This is a genomic window from Pseudalkalibacillus sp. NRS-1564 (genome assembly GCF_050467905.1).
GTDB classification, from domain to species: domain Bacteria; phylum Bacillota; class Bacilli; order Bacillales; family Guptibacillaceae; genus Guptibacillus; species Guptibacillus hwajinpoensis_B.
On the sequence record NZ_JBITPM010000018.1, the window covers coordinates 16,134 to 33,450 of the forward strand.

At 39.1% G+C, this 17,317-nt stretch carries 20 protein-coding genes; 2 read left to right on the top strand and 18 right to left on the bottom strand.

Annotated elements, in window-relative coordinates:
* Window positions 1–99 precede the first annotated feature (99 nt).
* From ACIFPW_RS08890 to ACIFPW_RS08925, 8 genes are all read right to left on the bottom strand, one after another.
* The gene (locus ACIFPW_RS08890) at window positions 100–639 is read right to left on the bottom strand and encodes a GNAT family N-acetyltransferase (protein ID WP_430243588.1); all 540 of its coding nucleotides are present in this window, start codon (window positions 637–639) and stop codon (window positions 100–102) included.
* A 229-nt stretch (window positions 640–868) separates the two neighbouring features.
* Window positions 869–2,629 carry an ATP-binding protein gene (locus ACIFPW_RS08895; protein ID WP_430243590.1) on the bottom strand — a complete coding sequence of 587 codons (1,761 nt, stop codon included), beginning with the start codon at window positions 2,627–2,629 and terminating at the stop codon, window positions 869–871.
* A complete protein-coding gene (locus ACIFPW_RS08900) occupies window positions 2,622–3,839 on the bottom strand; it encodes a hypothetical protein (RefSeq protein WP_430243592.1) in 1,218 nt (405 codons plus the stop codon). The genes ACIFPW_RS08895 and ACIFPW_RS08900 overlap by 8 nt, the downstream gene beginning before the upstream one ends.
* A gap of 272 nt (window positions 3,840–4,111) precedes the next feature.
* Window positions 4,112–4,405 (bottom strand): TIGR04104 family putative zinc finger protein, encoded by a 294-nt coding sequence (locus ACIFPW_RS08905; RefSeq protein ID WP_430243594.1) that lies wholly within the window; start codon window positions 4,403–4,405, stop codon window positions 4,112–4,114.
* A 22-nt stretch (window positions 4,406–4,427) separates the two neighbouring features.
* Entirely contained in the window at window positions 4,428–4,613 is a 186-nt protein-coding gene (locus ACIFPW_RS08910; protein ID WP_194220510.1) for a hypothetical protein, read from the bottom strand.
* Window positions 4,614–4,642: 29 nt separating this feature from the next.
* Window positions 4,643–5,215: a DUF4825 domain-containing protein gene (locus tag ACIFPW_RS08915; protein WP_430243595.1), complete on the bottom strand. Its 573-nt coding sequence runs from the start codon at window positions 5,213–5,215 to the stop codon at window positions 4,643–4,645.
* A 128-nt stretch (window positions 5,216–5,343) separates the two neighbouring features.
* Window positions 5,344–5,742: a VOC family protein gene (locus ACIFPW_RS08920; RefSeq protein ID WP_430243597.1), complete on the bottom strand. Its 399-nt coding sequence runs from the start codon at window positions 5,740–5,742 to the stop codon at window positions 5,344–5,346.
* Window positions 5,743–5,952: 210 nt separating this feature from the next.
* Complete coding sequence (locus ACIFPW_RS08925) at window positions 5,953–6,384, bottom strand: VOC family protein (protein WP_430243599.1); 432 nt, start codon at window positions 6,382–6,384, stop codon at window positions 5,953–5,955.
* Between the two features lie 249 nt (window positions 6,385–6,633).
* On the opposite strand from ACIFPW_RS08925, the gene guaC reads away from it, so the two are divergent.
* Entirely contained in the window at window positions 6,634–7,617 is a 984-nt protein-coding gene (guaC, locus tag ACIFPW_RS08930) for a GMP reductase (RefSeq protein ID WP_430243601.1), read from the top strand.
* 290 nt (window positions 7,618–7,907) lie between these two features.
* The gene (dacB, locus tag ACIFPW_RS08935; RefSeq protein WP_430243602.1) at window positions 7,908–9,374 is read left to right on the top strand and encodes a D-alanyl-D-alanine carboxypeptidase/D-alanyl-D-alanine endopeptidase; all 1,467 of its coding nucleotides are present in this window, start codon (window positions 7,908–7,910) and stop codon (window positions 9,372–9,374) included.
* 238 nt (window positions 9,375–9,612) lie between these two features.
* On the opposite strand, the gene ACIFPW_RS08940 is transcribed toward dacB, so the two are convergent.
* The 10 genes from ACIFPW_RS08940 to ACIFPW_RS08985 form a co-directional block, all read right to left on the bottom strand.
* Entirely contained in the window at window positions 9,613–10,005 is a 393-nt protein-coding gene (locus tag ACIFPW_RS08940; protein WP_430243604.1) for a hypothetical protein, read from the bottom strand.
* A gap of 367 nt (window positions 10,006–10,372) precedes the next feature.
* Window positions 10,373–10,519 (bottom strand): hypothetical protein, encoded by a 147-nt coding sequence (locus ACIFPW_RS08945; RefSeq protein WP_430243605.1) that lies wholly within the window; start codon window positions 10,517–10,519, stop codon window positions 10,373–10,375.
* Between the two features lie 25 nt (window positions 10,520–10,544).
* A complete protein-coding gene (locus tag ACIFPW_RS08950; protein ID WP_430243606.1) occupies window positions 10,545–10,739 on the bottom strand; it encodes a hypothetical protein in 195 nt (64 codons plus the stop codon).
* Window positions 10,740–10,911: 172 nt separating this feature from the next.
* Complete coding sequence (locus ACIFPW_RS08955) at window positions 10,912–11,703, bottom strand: putative hydro-lyase (protein WP_430243886.1); 792 nt, start codon at window positions 11,701–11,703, stop codon at window positions 10,912–10,914.
* Window positions 11,681–13,027 carry an acetyl-CoA carboxylase biotin carboxylase subunit gene (gene accC, locus ACIFPW_RS08960; protein WP_430243608.1) on the bottom strand — a complete coding sequence of 449 codons (1,347 nt, stop codon included), beginning with the start codon at window positions 13,025–13,027 and terminating at the stop codon, window positions 11,681–11,683. The genes ACIFPW_RS08955 and accC overlap by 23 nt, the downstream gene beginning before the upstream one ends.
* Window positions 13,028–13,037: 10 nt before the next feature.
* Window positions 13,038–13,511: an acetyl-CoA carboxylase biotin carboxyl carrier protein gene (accB, locus tag ACIFPW_RS08965; protein ID WP_430243610.1), complete on the bottom strand. Its 474-nt coding sequence runs from the start codon at window positions 13,509–13,511 to the stop codon at window positions 13,038–13,040.
* A 13-nt stretch (window positions 13,512–13,524) separates the two neighbouring features.
* The gene (locus ACIFPW_RS08970; RefSeq protein ID WP_430243612.1) at window positions 13,525–14,475 is read right to left on the bottom strand and encodes a biotin-dependent carboxyltransferase family protein; all 951 of its coding nucleotides are present in this window, start codon (window positions 14,473–14,475) and stop codon (window positions 13,525–13,527) included.
* Complete coding sequence (locus ACIFPW_RS08975; protein WP_430243614.1) at window positions 14,468–15,241, bottom strand: LamB/YcsF family protein; 774 nt, start codon at window positions 15,239–15,241, stop codon at window positions 14,468–14,470. Before ACIFPW_RS08975 ends, ACIFPW_RS08970 begins: the two co-directional genes overlap by 8 nt.
* Window positions 15,228–15,974, bottom strand: coding sequence for a 5-oxoprolinase subunit PxpB (gene pxpB, locus ACIFPW_RS08980; RefSeq protein WP_430243616.1), 747 nt, complete (start codon window positions 15,972–15,974; stop codon window positions 15,228–15,230). Before pxpB ends, ACIFPW_RS08975 begins: the two co-directional genes overlap by 14 nt.
* Before the next feature lie 18 nt (window positions 15,975–15,992).
* Entirely contained in the window at window positions 15,993–17,222 is a 1,230-nt protein-coding gene (locus tag ACIFPW_RS08985; RefSeq protein WP_430243618.1) for an NRAMP family divalent metal transporter, read from the bottom strand.
* Between the last annotated feature and the right edge of the window lie 95 nt (window positions 17,223–17,317).

Genomic DNA, 17,317 nt, shown 5'->3' on the forward strand with positions numbered 1-17,317 from the left:
CCTTATTGTCTTTTATTTATAACAGGATTACTGCATTCAAAAAGAGCAGCGACCCTTTTGTTATTCTGTATTTGCTCCGATTTAATTGAAGATGTGGAATTAAAACTCCTTAATTAATTCTATGTCAGCGTAATGATCAGCTCTATATTCATTATCTCCATAAAATCCATTAATCGTATCTAGTCCAAGTCCAGTCCAAAATCTAATAGCTGGCCAATTTTTTATTGCTACACTAGCTCGGACCTCTCCAAATTTAGACTCTCTTAAAATACTTAACAATTCACTAATGACTTCTTTCCCTAGTCCTTGTTTGTGATATTCCTTGTCAATGTATAGATAGTTAATATAAAAAGTTTCATTCTTCGGATATCCTTGATAGGTGGTAAGTATTCCAACAATAGTATCCGTTTCCTTCACTCTAATTACCTGGATTTTATAATTGTCTTTAGTTCCATTAGGAGGTAAGTCACCATCAGTAAAACAGCGATAAGCATATTCATAATCTAGGCTACCGCCGTCCCATTGGTGTATGTAACTCCCTTGTTCATATAACTTTTGAACACTTTGTATTTCATCTTCATCAAGGTCTTGGATTGTGAGACTTTTAGTTTCCCACATCGCTGGAATTGTTTTTATCAACACTACTTACTCCACTCCCATATTCAATACTTCTATTACTCAGTTATTTAACGATCCTGCCTAAACCAACAAAAAGCGCTTACTTTTTATTAAGCAAACGCTCCGATATAAATGAAAACTCAGTTTAAAGATATATTAACGGTTATAATTCATTTGTTTTTTTAATTTTCTCCCTGGATTTAAAAGTTTAACATCCAGTTTTGGAGAGATTTTAATTTCCCACGGTGTATTACTCTCCTGTCCATCTTTCAATTATGTGTTCAAACCCTAAATTTCCGACCCAACTTTTTTGCCATTCATTATGAAAGTCTACGCTTTGTGATTTTGGGGCAGGGTTAGGCATTTCTTCTTTCGCAACAGAAGGTATTATTACAGCATCACCTACCATAATAAACTCCCCTGAAGATAAATTTGGAAGTATGTTAGCTACCCCATTAGAAGTGTCCGGCAACAACCTTCTTATATAATTTTGGTCATTATAATTAGTAAGTCTGAGTGCAATGAAATTATTGCATTGTGCAAATATTGTCTCAGAAACTTCTGATGGTCTTTGACTTACTACCATTAGACTTAAACCATATTTTCTTCCTTCTTTAGCGATTCTTTCGATGGATTTTTTCGATGATCTGTACTGAGCACTTGTATTATTGGGCACATAAATATGTGCTTCTTCACAAACTATCATTATTGGAACATCATTTAATAAATGATCATTATGTCTAATTTTAGAGTAATGAAAACTAAAATCGAAAACTACCCTTGAGATAAGACTAACTGTAATACTCAGGACTTCGAAGGGGATACCGCTTAAGTCAACAATTGAAATATTAGATTTATCCAAATATCCAATAAATTGTTTTATTATATCCTCAAATTTGTCGTCTTCTTGTTGAGGAGATTGAAATAAGAAGCTTAACCTTTTATCCTCTATTTTATTTTTTAGTCTTAAGATAAATCTATTAAATTCACCATAGTAAGGACCACCTGAAGCTTTATCAGCTTTTGCAGTTGATTGGGGAACAAACTCGTATAAATCTTCGAAATAACAAACCCGATCTGAAATTAATTCTCCATTAGTCAGTTTGGGCAAATTTTCCCCCTCTAGCTTACTAATCATTTCGTTGTTTAGATTTTCAATATATTTACACACTTCTTCCATACTAAAATATACTGGTGTATCGTATGTTAGATCATTCAAATCCGGGTTGTATTTATTTTTATTTAATATTACTGCCCTTCTAAATTGTGATACTTGATTATGTGAATTTGATTCATTGCTTTCAATAAACATGTCTTCCAGTTCTTCAGAGTTCATTAGCCAATAAGGTAGTTTAATATTATTTACATCTAAGATATTTAGATTGAATTTTTCTTCCTCCCTTAGAAAAAAAGCTGATGCATATTCAGAATGGATGTCGAAAATAATTATATGGCTGTTTTTTTGATCTTCTTTGTTAGTATTCATGTTATCTTCAATCCCAACGCTCTTTTGGAGTAACTTTGCAACAGTGCTTGACTTACCCGATCCTGTGGATCCAACAACCCCAACATGTTTACTGAAAAATTTATTACCATCTATCATTAAATTGATTTCATTATTTTGTATAAGTTTACCAAACTGAAAGTTATAACTCCCATTGCCATTGAAAATTTTATACATGTCAGATTCGGAAACTATATATGCTGGTTCAGTAGGTACTGGTAATGTCATATTCCCTCTTTTAAAGTCTCCATCATTATTTAACACACCCACAGGTTGAGTATGTATGTTAAATCTGAAATAGGGATTATTATCTTTATCTAGTTGGTGTATCGCCTTTACATTTGAAATAGAACTTATTATATGCTTTGAATTACCATCGAGGATTTTAATATATTGGCCGACCTGTAGAAAGCTTTTATTCTTTTCGAAAGTTCTAACATCCTGAACTTCTATTACTATATCAAGCGGAGAACTGTCAATAACAATACCTAATACTTCATTACTCATAAGTATCCCTCATTCCTAATACAAATTTTATTGCATTAAAATCACGAAGCTCAATTTTTTCATAGTTAACATCATTACTATCAAGCAAATAATCATTATCTGATAGGATAAATAGATCATCAGCTTTATATCTATTCAAGATTTCATGCCGTTTAATATGTAACATTCGTATTTCAAATTCTCTACTAATGATTTGGCTCTTTTTATAGTTAATGATAGGGTCTCCAAAGAAATATGCTTCATCAAAACAATCAGATGCAACCAAGCCATGGTTTGCTTTTACATTTTTCTGACGTAGCCTTACTAAAATTTCATTAAATTTATGTTCTGAACAATCTAGGCAAAATAACGGTGTTCTATCATGTACAATTTTAAAGTGATATTTATCTACATATTCCTTAATGAAAGTTACAATATTTTGATCAAAATCCTCTATGAATTCTTCATTGATAATAAAGTATCTTAGTCTAGAATTTTGTTGCAAATTTACATTAAGTTGTTTTTTTCTAGTTTGTAAAATTGATCGGAAATTCCTTAAGGATAGAGTCCATTTTGACAATGCTGTATTTTTTATTTTTTGTAAATGTTTTAAGAATTCCCCAATATTTATCGTTCTTTCTTTTTCAGAATGGAGTGTACTAGTTTCTGCAATGAAATTCACCGCATTTGGATATATTAAATTATCGACATAATCTTCTTTAAATCCTAAGTCTATGAAGTTCGTGATAATTTCTTTTTTTATATCGTCCATCGAATAACCAAATTCAAACTTAAAATTCTCTAAGAATTCTTTAATGTTTACTTTTCCTTTTAGGTTAGCTGCTTTAATGGATAATTTCTCATTTTTAGTAGATAATATTTCCTCAATATTTTCTGTTGTTAAGTTTATTTTCTCCTCAACCATTTGAGGAAAATACGCATAAAGTATGTATGTTACGCCATTATCTTTATTTCCAGAATTATACCAGTGTTCCAACATCTGAATAATGGGTTTATATACCTGAGATAGCGTGAACTTTTCAATAGATTCATGATACTTGCATTGGATTGCTTCTGTTCTACCAGCAGTGGCTACCTCTACATCTTCAATAATACCTTCTATTGAAACAAACGCCTCAGATGGCTTGCTTTGAATTTCCAATAATGTTTTGTGAAATTGATATAAGAATCCTTGTATTGTGTAATCAGCTGTTCTTGAAATAAAAATCACCCTTCAAACTTACAATTTATATATTATCAATTGTGTCAAATTCTAAATATTTCCACAAGGTAATTTTTCAGAAAAAAGTCTAAATCTCTTTGATTACACAAAAACCTTATTCAACAATCCTGCCCTTATCTTGAAGACTACAACAACCTACTAATCCTTTATTGATTAATATATGTACCCTCTCTTAAATGCCCTTTTTATACCTACTACATTCCATCTACCTTCGTGAGCAGCATCATCAACTGATGAAAATCCAATTGACTTCCTCTCATTCACCAAAGTGGTTCCTCTTCGTTACTTAACTGGTAATACAAAGGAGAAAGAAGAAGAATGAGTACTAGTAAAGCAAATGAAAAACTCAAATAGAACCATAACGAAAGCCTATAAATTGAAGTAATCGCAAGAGGAATAACGACTAGCATTGATGTATAACTCGATCGTTTTCTCGATTTTGCAGATAGATATTGGTTTGCGTCACAGTTTGGACACCTGGCCTTTGCGCGATAAATTAATCTTAATGCTTCCTTCCATTTCCATGTATAGCCACAAGTCTGACAAGTTGGCATGATCTCTTCTCCCTTATTTCTTTTATTTCTCACAAGAAAAACGCCAATTTATGCCCAAAAGATCTTTTTCTAAATTGACTTTTCCTCCTACTTCTTTACATCCTTCAACCGCCATATCCATAGCTCGGTTGTTATTATAAGACGCCAATCCAATTATCAATAGGATAAATGCTAGCGGAAGGACCAAAATGTAACGAACTTTCTTCATTTATTTAACACCTACTTTTACATCACTAATCAATTAAAATAGTCCTCATAATGATTTGCCATTTTCCCTAATTCTTCTTCATGCTTTTTCACATATTCCTCGGCGAATGTTTCCTCCATAAGCTGCTCCTCGCTTGGAAATTCACCAAATTTGCTCGTTAATGTGGCTACCATTTCATCTCTCGTTATACGGAAGCTCTCATCTTGCACTCGAAATTCATATTCTTTGGCGTTCGGCACTAAGATCGTTAAGTAAATCGCGTTATAATGGAAAATCCTCTGAGCGCTGTTTGCTCCATCAAACCAGGTAGAATTGAAGTCTAATTCAGAACTTGCTCGCTCCTCGTCATATGTCACGCTTATCTTTTGATCAGATAAATCAAATTTATTAACTGTTCCGCTTCCCGGAAGTTGCGCTAGAATGGCTAGAACAGCTGAATTGTCCCCAACATATGTCCCGCTAAATTTCAGCAATTCCACCTGATCGATTCCACCAATCGTTTTCACACTCTGTTTATCCGACGACGCATTTCCACTGGAGCATCCAGTCACTAACAGAAAAACGAGTATGATCGACAACCATTTCGTCTGTTTAAAGTACATCTTATTCTCCTTACTGATATTCTTTTACCCTACTTTATTTACGATGGAAACTACTTAGAAGTTTCAATAATTAACCAAAAAGGTAACTCTACTGTGATGAGAGTTACCTTTAAAGCCCGCACATTTAATTACGGCATTTTCTCCATGTCCATATACAACACATTCCATCGATGACCATCTAAATCAATGAACCCTGCTCCATAGAGCCATCCATCTGTTAAGCCGGGTTTGGCATAGATTGCTCCCCCTGCCTTTTCCACGTTCTTTATCATTGCATCTACTTCTTCTCGATCTTCCGCTCCAATTGAAAAAAGCACTTCCGTCGCTTTCATAGAATCCGCTACTCTGTGATGGGTAAACGTTTCAAATTTTGAAGCAGGAAACAGCATAACCTTCGTTCCTTGATCACCGATCGCTACTTGAACGCCGTCTCCAATGGTCTGAGCGGGAAATCCGATCTTTGTAAAAAAAGCTTTCGACTTTTCTACATTTTGCACAGGAAGGTTCATCCACAAATCAGTCGCCATCTTTACTCCTCCTTAAAAGCTTTACTAAATAAACTTCTTTGGGTTCCTCACCTTAAGAGAAAGGATTGTACCGCAATTAACACAGAAAGAAGCATCAACAGGGGAACTTTTCGCAAATCCTTTTTTCTTAAATAATGAGCCGTACCCAGTAAATTCTCCTGTTCTCGTTTCTTTTTCGCCACACTCAGGGCAACTTTTTTTCATTTTCCTTCATCGTTTCATACCCTGCATCTTTTTGACTTGATCAGCATGAAACGGGGAATCTACCACTTCACTAACTACGCTAAAAGAATTATCATCGAGGTCAAAGAAATCAAAACATGTCATGCCCCCGAATTGTTCAAGCTCATTGGTTTTAACACCGCTCTTATTGAGCTTCTCATAAAAAGCTTCAATATCATCAACAAGAAAATTGAAATAGCTATTCCGACGTTCTGCTTTGATGTGAAATTCAGTTGGCTGAACGTTCTCCACTTGCACTAACGCAAGCTGAGTCGAATCATTTGGAAAATAGAAGCCGACACCTTCAGCCAATCCTTCTCCCCACTCTTGAATTTTATGAATACCTAGATGCTTTTCATACCATTTCACTGATTTTTCAAGATCCGTGACGGGTATAAAAATACTGCCAACTCGTATCATAAGACCAACTCCTTTTTATGCTCACTCTTTCTAGAAAACACTTTTTACTATACTGTTCCACTAGACGTATTTCTTTTGATTCCTCTTCTAATTTTCCATATTCTTCGTTCGAATCCCTTTCTTTTCCTCCTCATATGTAAAGGATTTCAAGAAAATCTTTGACAATTACAATGAATTCCTGTAAATTATCAAATGGACGAACATTTAAATTAAATTAAAACGTATTATTCGTTTTTAGGAGTGAATCTCATGGAAAACGTATTCGATTATGAAGATATTCAACTAATTCCCGCTAAGTGTGTCGTAAACAGTCGATCAGAATGTGATACTTCCATTAAGCTTGGCAAGCATACATTTAAATTACCGGTCGTACCTGCAAACATGCAGACGATTATTGATGAAACAATTGCCGTTACTCTGGCTGAAAAAGGATATTTCTATGTGATGCACCGTTTTGAACCGGAAAAGCGTATCGCTTTTATTCGTGATATGAACGCTCGTGAGCTCATCACCTCTATTAGCGTGGGCGTCAAAGAGGAAGAATACACGTTTATTGAACAGCTTAAAGAGCAGGGCCTAGCACCTGACTACATTACGATTGATATCGCCCACGGGCATTCAAATGCGGTCATTGAAATGATCGGTCATATTAAGAAGCACCTCCCAGAAAGCTTTGTGATTGCTGGAAATGTTGGCACGCCTGAAGCTGTCAGAGAGTTAGAGCACGCAGGTGCTGACGCTACGAAAGTCGGCATCGGACCTGGTAAGGTGTGCATTACGAAGATTAAAACCGGATTTGGTACTGGTGGCTGGCAGCTCGCAGCTCTACGCTGGTGTGCAAAAGCAGCAACAAAACCAATCATTGCAGATGGCGGTATTCGTACGCATGGCGATATCGCTAAATCCGTTCGTTTTGGTGCTTCGATGGTGATGATCGGTTCTCTCTTTGCAGGACACGAAGAATCACCTGGTGAAACGTTCGAACGAGATGGCAAGCTATACAAAGAATACTTCGGTTCTGCCTCTGAATTTCAAAAAGGCGAGAAGAAAAACGTTGAAGGTAAGAAAATGTTCGTTGAGCATAAAGGAGATCTTCAAGACACGCTTACAGAGATGGAGCAGGATCTTCAATCGGCGATTTCTTATTCAGGCGGAGACAAGCTAGAATCAATTCGTACGGTAGATTATGTCGTAGTGAAGAACTCCATTTTTAATGGAGATAAAGTATATTAATGAAGTGGGGGCAGTTGCTAATATGCAGCTGCTTTTTTGTGTTTTCATGATTATAGGCTTATTTCACTATTTTTCTCAGCTAGGGCATGTGTAAAAAGATTCAACTTTGTTGAAATGAAAGGGGATTTGAATGTGTTACACGAAAGGTTTAAATTGTAACGACCATTTAGTTAATTAAACGGAGGTGAACAAAATTAAGTAGAGTTCCTTCTACAATGTATTTTAGTTGAAACCATATTTGATCATACTAAACAACGAGGAGATGATGAATTGAAACAAACACTGAAAAGTTGCTTAATCATATCGCTGCTATTCCTCCTTATCTTCCCCCTCTCACTTCTCATCAAGATGCAAGTGCAGACAAAACAAACAGTACTCTCTCAACACAGTTAGATGATATCCTATCAAATAAACTTCTAGATGGCGCAATCGCAGGGATAAGCGTCCGAGCGGCTAATACAGGTGAGTTAATCTATGAGAACTATGGCGAAACCCGGCTCACTCCTGCCTCTAATATGAAATTATTCACCGTCGGAGCTGCACTTGAAACACTTGGTCCAGACTACCGGTTTAGCACTGAACTGCTCACTGATGGAGAACTCAAAAAAAATAACCTTAAAGGAAACATTTATCTAAAAGGAAAAGGAGACCCTACCCTTCTTAAAGAAGACTTTGATGAACTTGCACAATCTTTAAAAGAAAAAGGTGTACATAAGATACAAGGTGATCTCATAGGCGATAACAGCTGGTATGACGAAGAAGCTCTCTCACAGGATATGGTTTGGTCGGATGAAGACAACTATTATGGTGCCAAAGTTTCAGCATTAACAGCTTCACCAAACGAAGATTACGACGCGGGTACGATCATTGTTGAAGTTTATCCTGGAAAACAACCTGGCGATCAAGCTGATGTTCAACTTTCACCTTCTTCCGATGTCCTAACAGTTGAAAACCGTACCATAACAGTCAAGGCGGACAAGGATGCCGAATTAACTATTTCACGAGAACATGGATCGAATACAATTTTAGTAGAAGGTGAAATTTCTGAAGATGCCTCACGTAAGCGTGAATGGATTGCGGTATGGGATCCCCCGCAATATGCACTGAGCTTAATGAACCAATCACTAAAAGAAGCTGGAATTAAATTCAAGGGTGACATTCAACAAAGCAAAACACCTGAAGATGCGACTCTTCTCATTGAAAAGAAATCCATGCCATTATCGGAGCTTCTTATTCCATTTATGAAGCTAAGCAATAACGGTCATGCTGAAATATTAGTGAAAGAGATGGGGAAAGTGAAGAAAGATGAAGGCAGTTGGGAAGCTGGATTGGAAGTAGTGACAGACTTTCTTCAAAAGCAAGGCCTTCACACCGACGATATGCGTCTGCGAGACGGTTCAGGTATCTCTCACGTTACATTAGTTAAACCAAATCAGCTTTCCAAATTTCTATTTAACGTCCAAACCGAAAGCTGGTTTGACCCCTTTTATCGTTCTCTTCCAATTGCAGGCGATTCAGATCGATCTGAGGGCGGTACGCTACGATATCGCATGAGAGACACAGCTGCAGAACAAATCGTCCATGCCAAAACCGGATCATTAACCGGCGTCTCTTCCCTTTCAGGATATATGGAACAAGGGAGCGGCCTCGTCTTTTCCATTTTACTGAATCAATTTGTTGAAGAAGATGACATCAAGGACATTGAAGACGAAATCGCTATAGTGCTAGCAGAGTACTCTACTGAAGGAAAAGAATAAGATTCACAGGAAGCCGTTCGGTTTTGAAATCCAAAAAAAAGAAAATTGAAACACATGATGCCCCCAGAGTTTCACGTTAATTTTTCGGGGCATCTTTTTTATTCTAGGGAAGTACACTTCGTTAAAATCGCTGCTATACCATTTGGGGGAATAAGCAGGATATCATAATGACAATAATGCTATCTGAACTGCTCTTTTTCGCCATTTTAGGGCAACATTCATTATGTATTCTCCTTTTTCAAATGTTTTTTAATAAGATTTCTTTTTTGAGAAACATCACATCACTAAATGCGATGCCCATCGCTAGTCCAAATGAGGTGAAAAATTCATATCCGGTTATCTCCGATGAAGTAAAATATGAGAACAATAGATTCATAACGCTTAGACCCGCAAACCATTTGAGAAATGTGCCTGCCCTCTCTTTTAATTCGTACTTGTTTAGCAGTCTCATTTTCCAAATAGTTAAAACTACAAAGTACAAAATAGAAAGAAAAAAGACACCTAAACACCAGAGCACAATTTCGCTTGAATACGCGTAGTCATCTCGCCAATAAATAAAGATCATCACTGTTCCTATACTGATCAATATGAGACAAAACATCACAACAGAAAGCCGATTAGCTTTTGTCATTATAGTTAACACCTCCTCTTTCCATTTTTTCACTTTTACGTTATTTTGTCATTCGTAATGTTATAAAGTAAAAAAAGCCATTCCTATTTTGGAAGTGACTTTTTACTAAGATTTATTCTTTTGAAAATCGAAAGACAAAAGAACCTAGCATCTTTCCGATCAGATTTAGAAGCAATAGCTCAATAGAGGCTAAGTACCATTCCCCGAGCATAATCACTTGCAACACGATACAGAAAAGCAGTGCCGCTCCCATAAGAAGAGAGAAGGGATAGGATTTACTATGCTTCCTAGTAAAGCTGATTATCCATGCTGGAACATTGCCATACCCAAACAATACGATCGTAATAAGGGCGAGCACTCCTCAATTTTAAAAAGGAAGAATCCCCTGCCATTCCGGTGGATAACTAAAAAAAAGCCCCATGCCAGCTAACATATAAACGCCTGTCGAAATTGCTCCGAGTGCTATTAATAGATTGTATAACCCAGCTACGTCCCCAATTGATCTTCTCACCATTTCGTGCTTTCCCCTTTATCTAAAACTACATCATTTCAAGAAAACTCCCATTCAATAGCAGCACAATATCTCCGATCAATCCGATACAGAAAAAAATAAAGTAGTAGCTTGCTTTCGTAATCGTTTTATTAAAAAGCTCTTGAAAAGCTTGAATAAACAGCTGTTCAAATTTAAACCAGCTTAAGATCCAACCAATAAGTAAGAAGCTAACAATTGTCATGATTCACACCCCTCCCACTTTTGGCGAAACGTTCAATCGATCTCTTTTATTTTATCATATGATCTAAATGACCTAATCTCTCATAACGAAGACAATCTAAAAAAGTTCGATCGTTAGCACAACTTATTTACTGTGCTATCGAACCGAACTTTTTTCATCAAAATACTGCCAACTATTCTTTTTGATCGGTAATGAGCATGTGTCCTGGCGCATGCGTGATCATAATCTCAGGCTTCACGTTTAACCCAACATATTGAGGTGTAACGCCACACGCCCAGAAAACTGGGATTCGCTCTTCTTCGTCAAAAGGGGTAAATTCCCCGTAATCCGGTTTCTCTATGTTTTCAATGCCTATTTCTGATGGATGGCCCACATGAATCGGCGCTCCGTGCGCAAGCGGAAACTTCGATGTGATGCGTATCGTTTCATCGAGCTCTTCTTTCTTAATCGCTCTCATGCTTACAACCATCTCCCCTTTAAAGCGACCCGCGTCTTCGCAAGGAATCGTCGTTTGATACATCGGAACAACGCGGTTCATTTCCTGATGCAACAAGCTGATCTCTTTTTCAACGAGCGCTCGTTCAAACGTAAAGCTGCATCCAAGCAGAAACGTAACGAAATCATCTTGCCAGACGTCTTTTAGATCAAGTGCTTCCCTTTCTAGCTCGCCATTTTTATAAATGCGATACTTGGGCAGATCTGTTCGAATGTCGGCATCAGCAATACGAGGTGTAACCTGACCTGCTTCAAGAACATCCACAACAGGGCATGGCTTTGGGTTGCGCTGACAAAATAGAAGAAACTCGAATGCATACTCAGCCGGAAGCGTAATCATATTTGCCTGTAAGTAGCCATCACATTTACCTGAGGTCGTTCCACTATCTAGATTCTCATGATACTGCTGTCGCTGTGTATGAGGGGTTTCCAACACGTCATCTCCTTTATAGCTCTTTATAGATCTCAAGAAACTTTGTATTAAAATCACCTTCAACGAACTTCTCATGCCTTAGTAATTTTTGATGAAAGGGAATCGTTGTTTTCACACCTTTGATCATAAATTCACTGAGTGCTCGCTTCATACGCTGCATCGCTTCCTCACGAGTAGCGCCGTATGTAATAAGCTTCGCTACCATCGAATCATAGAACGGAGGAATCATGTAGCCTGGATAAACGGCTGAATCAACTCTCACGCCAAAACCGCCTGGAGGTAAATACGTTTCTACTTTCCCAGGTGATGGCATAAAACCGTTCTCAGGATCTTCCGCATTGATCCGGCATTCGATTGACCATCCCTTCAAAATCACTTCATCCTGTGTGAGGGAGAGTCTTTCTCCATCGGCCACTTTAATTTGTTCTTTAATCAAATCAACGCCAGTGACCATCTCTGTTACGGGATGCTCCACTTGAATTCTAGTGTTCATCTCCATAAAATAGTAGTTTCCATTAACGTCATAAATAAACTCGACCGTTCCTGCCCCAGCGTAGTTCACAGCTTTAGCTGCCCGAACAGCTGCATCTCCCATCGCTTCACGAATCGATTGATCTAAAGCTGGTGATGGCGTTTCTTCAACGAGCTTCTGCATACGTCTTTGAATCGAGCAGTCTCGCTCACCGAGATGAATCACATTACCATACAAATCCGCGATAATTTGAATTTCGATATGGCGAAAATCCTCAATGAACTTTTCAATATAGACACCCGGATTACCAAACGCTTTCTCGGCTTCCTGCTGTGTCATGTTAATCGCTTTAATCAGTTCTTCTTCCTCATGTACGACGCGAATTCCTTTGCCCCCACCGCCTGCTGTTGCTTTAATAATAATGGGGTAGCCCATTTCATTCGCAAGCTCAAGCGCTTCTTCTTTCGTTTCAATAATGCCGTCCGAGCCAGGAACAACTGGAACGCCCGCGTCTTCCATCGTTGCTCGTGCAACATCTTTCGTTCCCATGCGATTGATGGCCTCTTTACTAGGGCCAATAAACGCAATGTCACAGTCTTCGCAGATCTCTGCAAAACTAGCATTTTCTGCAAGAAAACCATATCCCGGATGAATAGCATCTACGCCGCTATTTACGGCAACCGTCATGATATTCCCAACATTTAAGTAGCTTTCACTTGATGATGTTGGTCCAATACAGTAGCTCTCATCTGCTAATTGAACATGAAGCGCGTCCCGATCCGCATCTGAATATACCGCTACAGCAGTAAGATTTAGCTCGTGGCAGGCGCGAATAATGCGAACAGCGATCTCGCCTCGATTTGCGATTAGTACTTTCTGAATACCCATCTGATCCCTCCTATTCTGGCTTTACTAAGAATAGCGGTTGACCAAATTCAACAAGGTCACCATTCTCGACAAGAATTTCGATGATTTCTCCATTCACATCTGCTTGCACGTCATTGAACATCTTCATCGCTTCTAGTACACAAACAACGGTTTCTTCCTGAACAGTATCCCCTACTTGAATAAAGGCGGGTTCATCAGGTGAAGGTGAGGAGTAGAACATCCCTACCATTGGTGAAGTAACAGTATGAGTGCTTTCTGAGATCTCTTCCTCGTCTGGACTCGGGATAACATTACCCTGACCTCGCTCCTCTACGGCCGTCGGCGTGACAGGAGCAGACTCCTCTTCTCTTTTAACTTGTCCTTCTCCGTAAGGATTCTGGTTTTTCACTTTTACTACGAAGCTATCATGTTCATAATGAACCTCATCTACAGTTGAACCATCCACATATTTAATCATTTCAATAATTTCTTTTGAACTTAACATGTTGTATTCTCCTTTATCGACGGGGGTTAGACACTTTACCTAACGTACGCATAAAACGATCATTCTCTTCATAAGCTTCTTGCGCTTCTTCTACAGTTACTTCACGAAAACGAATCGTGCTACCTGGCATCGCTTGAGCAAGATATGGAATGTCACTTGAGATAACAGTGGCGATTCGTGTATAACCGCCGGTTGTCTGACGATCAGACATAAGAATGATTGGATCGCCACTAGCAGGCACCTGAATCCCGCCAAGCGGAATCGCTTCAGAAATAATATCGGCCGAGCCCGCGTGCTCGATTTTCTCACCTTTCAAACGAAAGCCCATTCGATCTGATTGCGGCGTCACTTCATAAGGGGTAGATAGAAAGGTATCGGTCCCTTTTTCAGTAAAAGCATGAGGTCCCATGACAACGCGTATATCGAGCTCTTTATGGTAGTCAGGAATTTCTTCATGGTGAAGGGCACGTCCGCTAACTCCCTTGATTTCTTCCGCACGACAAAGCACGTCACCTTTTTCAAGAGCTCGTCCTTCAATACCGCCAATCCCTGCTTTTAAGTAGGTTGATTTACTGCCCATAACGAATGGAACATCGTAGCCGCCTGCTACGCTGATATATGACCTTGCTCCTGAAAGCGGCTGCCCAAATTCAAGCCGATCTCCTTCTTTTACTTCGAAGCTCTTCCACATTTGAACCTCTTCACCGTTCACTTTTGGGGAAAGGTTACCGCCACAGATCGCTATAACAGCCTGATTTAATATTTCTAATACAGGTCCCATAACTGTTACTTCAAGAACCGCTTCATTCCCTTTGTTACCAACAAGAAAATTAGCGATATTCATTGAAAAAGGATCCATGGCTCCTGATACAACAATGCCATACTGCTGATACCCTTTTCTCCCCTCGTCCTGAATGGTGGATAAAAGACCTGATTTTTTTACTTTAAATAGTGAGTTAGACACTGGCATTCACTCCAACACGCTTGATCTCTATTCCATTTCCCTCGATACGTTCTCTCAATTTTTGAACAAAAAGCAGCGCCTCAGGCTCATCTCCGTGCACGCAAATCGTATCAGCTTGAATGCTAATATCGCTGCCATTGACGGCGGTTACTTTCCCTTCCGTTATCATGCGAATGACTCGTTCCACAGCTTCGTCCGCATCATGAATCATCGCATTCGGCTCCGTTCTTGGAGTCAACGTACCATCTTGTTGATACGTACGATCAGCGAAAACTTCTTCCGCAACGGTTAACCCGCATGCTCTTCCTGCCTTCACTAATTCGCTTCCTGCTAATCCGTATAAAACGAGGTTCGGGTTAACGGCATAGATAGCGTTTGCAATCGCTTTGGCAACAGCAGAGTCTTTCGATGCTTTGTTATAAAGCGCACCGTGAGGCTTCACATGATAAACAGTGGCTTGATGGACATTCGCAACACCCTGAATGGCACCAACTTGATATGCGACGAGGTTATATACCTCATCAGGTGACATGTTCATATCTCGCCTGCCAAACCCTCCAAGATCAGGAAATCCCGGATGTGCACCAATGGATACCCCTAGAGACTTGGCTAACTCGACTGTTTTCATCATGACATTATGATCTCCCGCATGATAACCGCACGCGATATTGGCTGATGAAATAAAAGGAAGAACATTCTCATCATTACCGATTTTGTACGCCCCAAAGCTTTCTCCTAAATCACTATTTAAATCAACTGACTTCATGATATCCCACCTTCTTCTCTTCGGTTTCAACAACATAGTCTCCACGCTTAATCGCTTCTTTGATTTCTAGAAATTCTGTTTTACTAACAGAAACAAAACGTAAGTAATGACCTGATTCTAATAAGATCGGTGACTCACTTGTCGGGTCATACAGCTTAACCGGCGTTTGTCCAATAAGCTGCCAGCCACCTGGTGATTCTAGCGGATAGACGCCCGTTTGAGCTCCAGCAATACCAACAGATCCAGGCTCTATTTCAGCACGTGGATTTTCACGTCTTGGCGTTGCGATTTCTTCAGACATTCCTCCTAGATAAGGAAATCCAGGTACAAAGCCCATCATGTAAATGAGGTAATCTTTATCAGCGTGAATTGAGATCACTTCTTCTTTACTTAATCCGTTATGCTCCGCTACAAACTCTAAATCGGATCCTACTTCATCCCCATAATAGGTTGGGATGATATAAACAAGAGAAGCAGATTCTGCTTCTCTTCCATGTTGTTGTTCGTTCATTTCCTCAAGCTTTTCTTTCAGTGTACTGTAAGAAATTTTGCTTGGAAGATAATAGATCGTTAACGTTGTATAAGCTGGCACCCATTCTTCCACTCCATTAATAGGGTGCTGCGCAAGTTCGTCTGCAAACATTCTTATTTTCTGATTCGTTTCTTCTGATATCTCGGTGCCAAATACAAGCTGAATGCCCGTATCACCAAGCGGAAAATAATCAAGTTTCACACATGTTCCTCCTAACAATTAAGAAAAAAGCTGTGGCACTTTATCAATAAGCGTAACGATGGCTAAGTAGGCTGTAATAAGAAAGACGAACCCACCAAAGATCGTTAGCCATAGCGGATGTTTGTAATCCCCTACGATCGATTTCTTATAAGCGGCTACAAGGAGTGTTCCAAGAGCAACAGGTAAAATCAATCCGTTAAAAGCTCCAGCAAGGATCAGTAACAGAACCGGCTTTCCGATGAAGGTGAAAATGATCGTCGATACGGCAATAAATCCAATCGTTACTCCTGAATGATGACGATCCACTTTCTTCGATAGCGTTCTTAGAAACGATACAGATGTATAAGCCGCGCCAACGACTGACGTAATCCCTGCTGCCCAAAGAACGATACCAAACATTTTATAACCAATGGCCCCTGCTGCTTGTTGGAACACAGACGCAGGCGGGTTGGCTGGATCTAGTTTAAATCCTGTTGCAACAACACCTAACACCGCAAGAAATAGAAAGACGCGCATGATCGACGCAATTAAAATTCCTGAAACGGAACTTTTCGTCACCTGGTGGAGGTTTTCTTTACCTGAAATCCCCGCATCAAGCAGGCGATGTCCCCCTGCAAACGTAATGTATCCGCCAACTGTTCCACCGACTAATGTAATAATCGCAAACACATCAATTTTGTCTGGCGCAAATGTATGTGTAATCGCATCTCCGACCGGTGGATTACTTTGGAACGCTACGTACAATGTTAGTAAAATCATAAGCCCACCGAGGATTCGTGCGATTTTATCCATCGCAACGCCAGCTTCCTTCGATAGGAAAATCCCAATCGTAATCACACCTGTAATGGCTGCACCGATACGTGGATCAATGCCAAATAGAACATTCATTCCAAGTCCAGCACCACCGACGTTACCGATATTAAAGGCAAGTCCACCAAGCGCTACGGCGAAGGCAAGGAAATAGCCAAGTCCAGGAACAACCATATTTGCGATGTCCTGTCCTTTTTTCTTAGAAACAGCGATGATTCTCCAAATATTTGCTTGAACCCCAATGTCTAGAATAATGGATATAAGAATAACAAACCCGAAACTCGCAAGAAGCTGTTCCGTAAAGACAGCCGTCTGGGTTAGAAAACCTGGTCCAATAGCTGACGAGCCCATTAAGAAAGCAGCACCAAGAATGACACCCCATTTACTTTTCGTTGGGCCATTCTCTATTGATAATGGGTCTTTATTTTTCGAAGCCATCAAATTCCCCCTTTTTTATATGATTCATCCGTTACATGAATCGATGCGTTTTTTCTCTTATCTCTACGATATCACGTAATTTTCAGATAATTTTA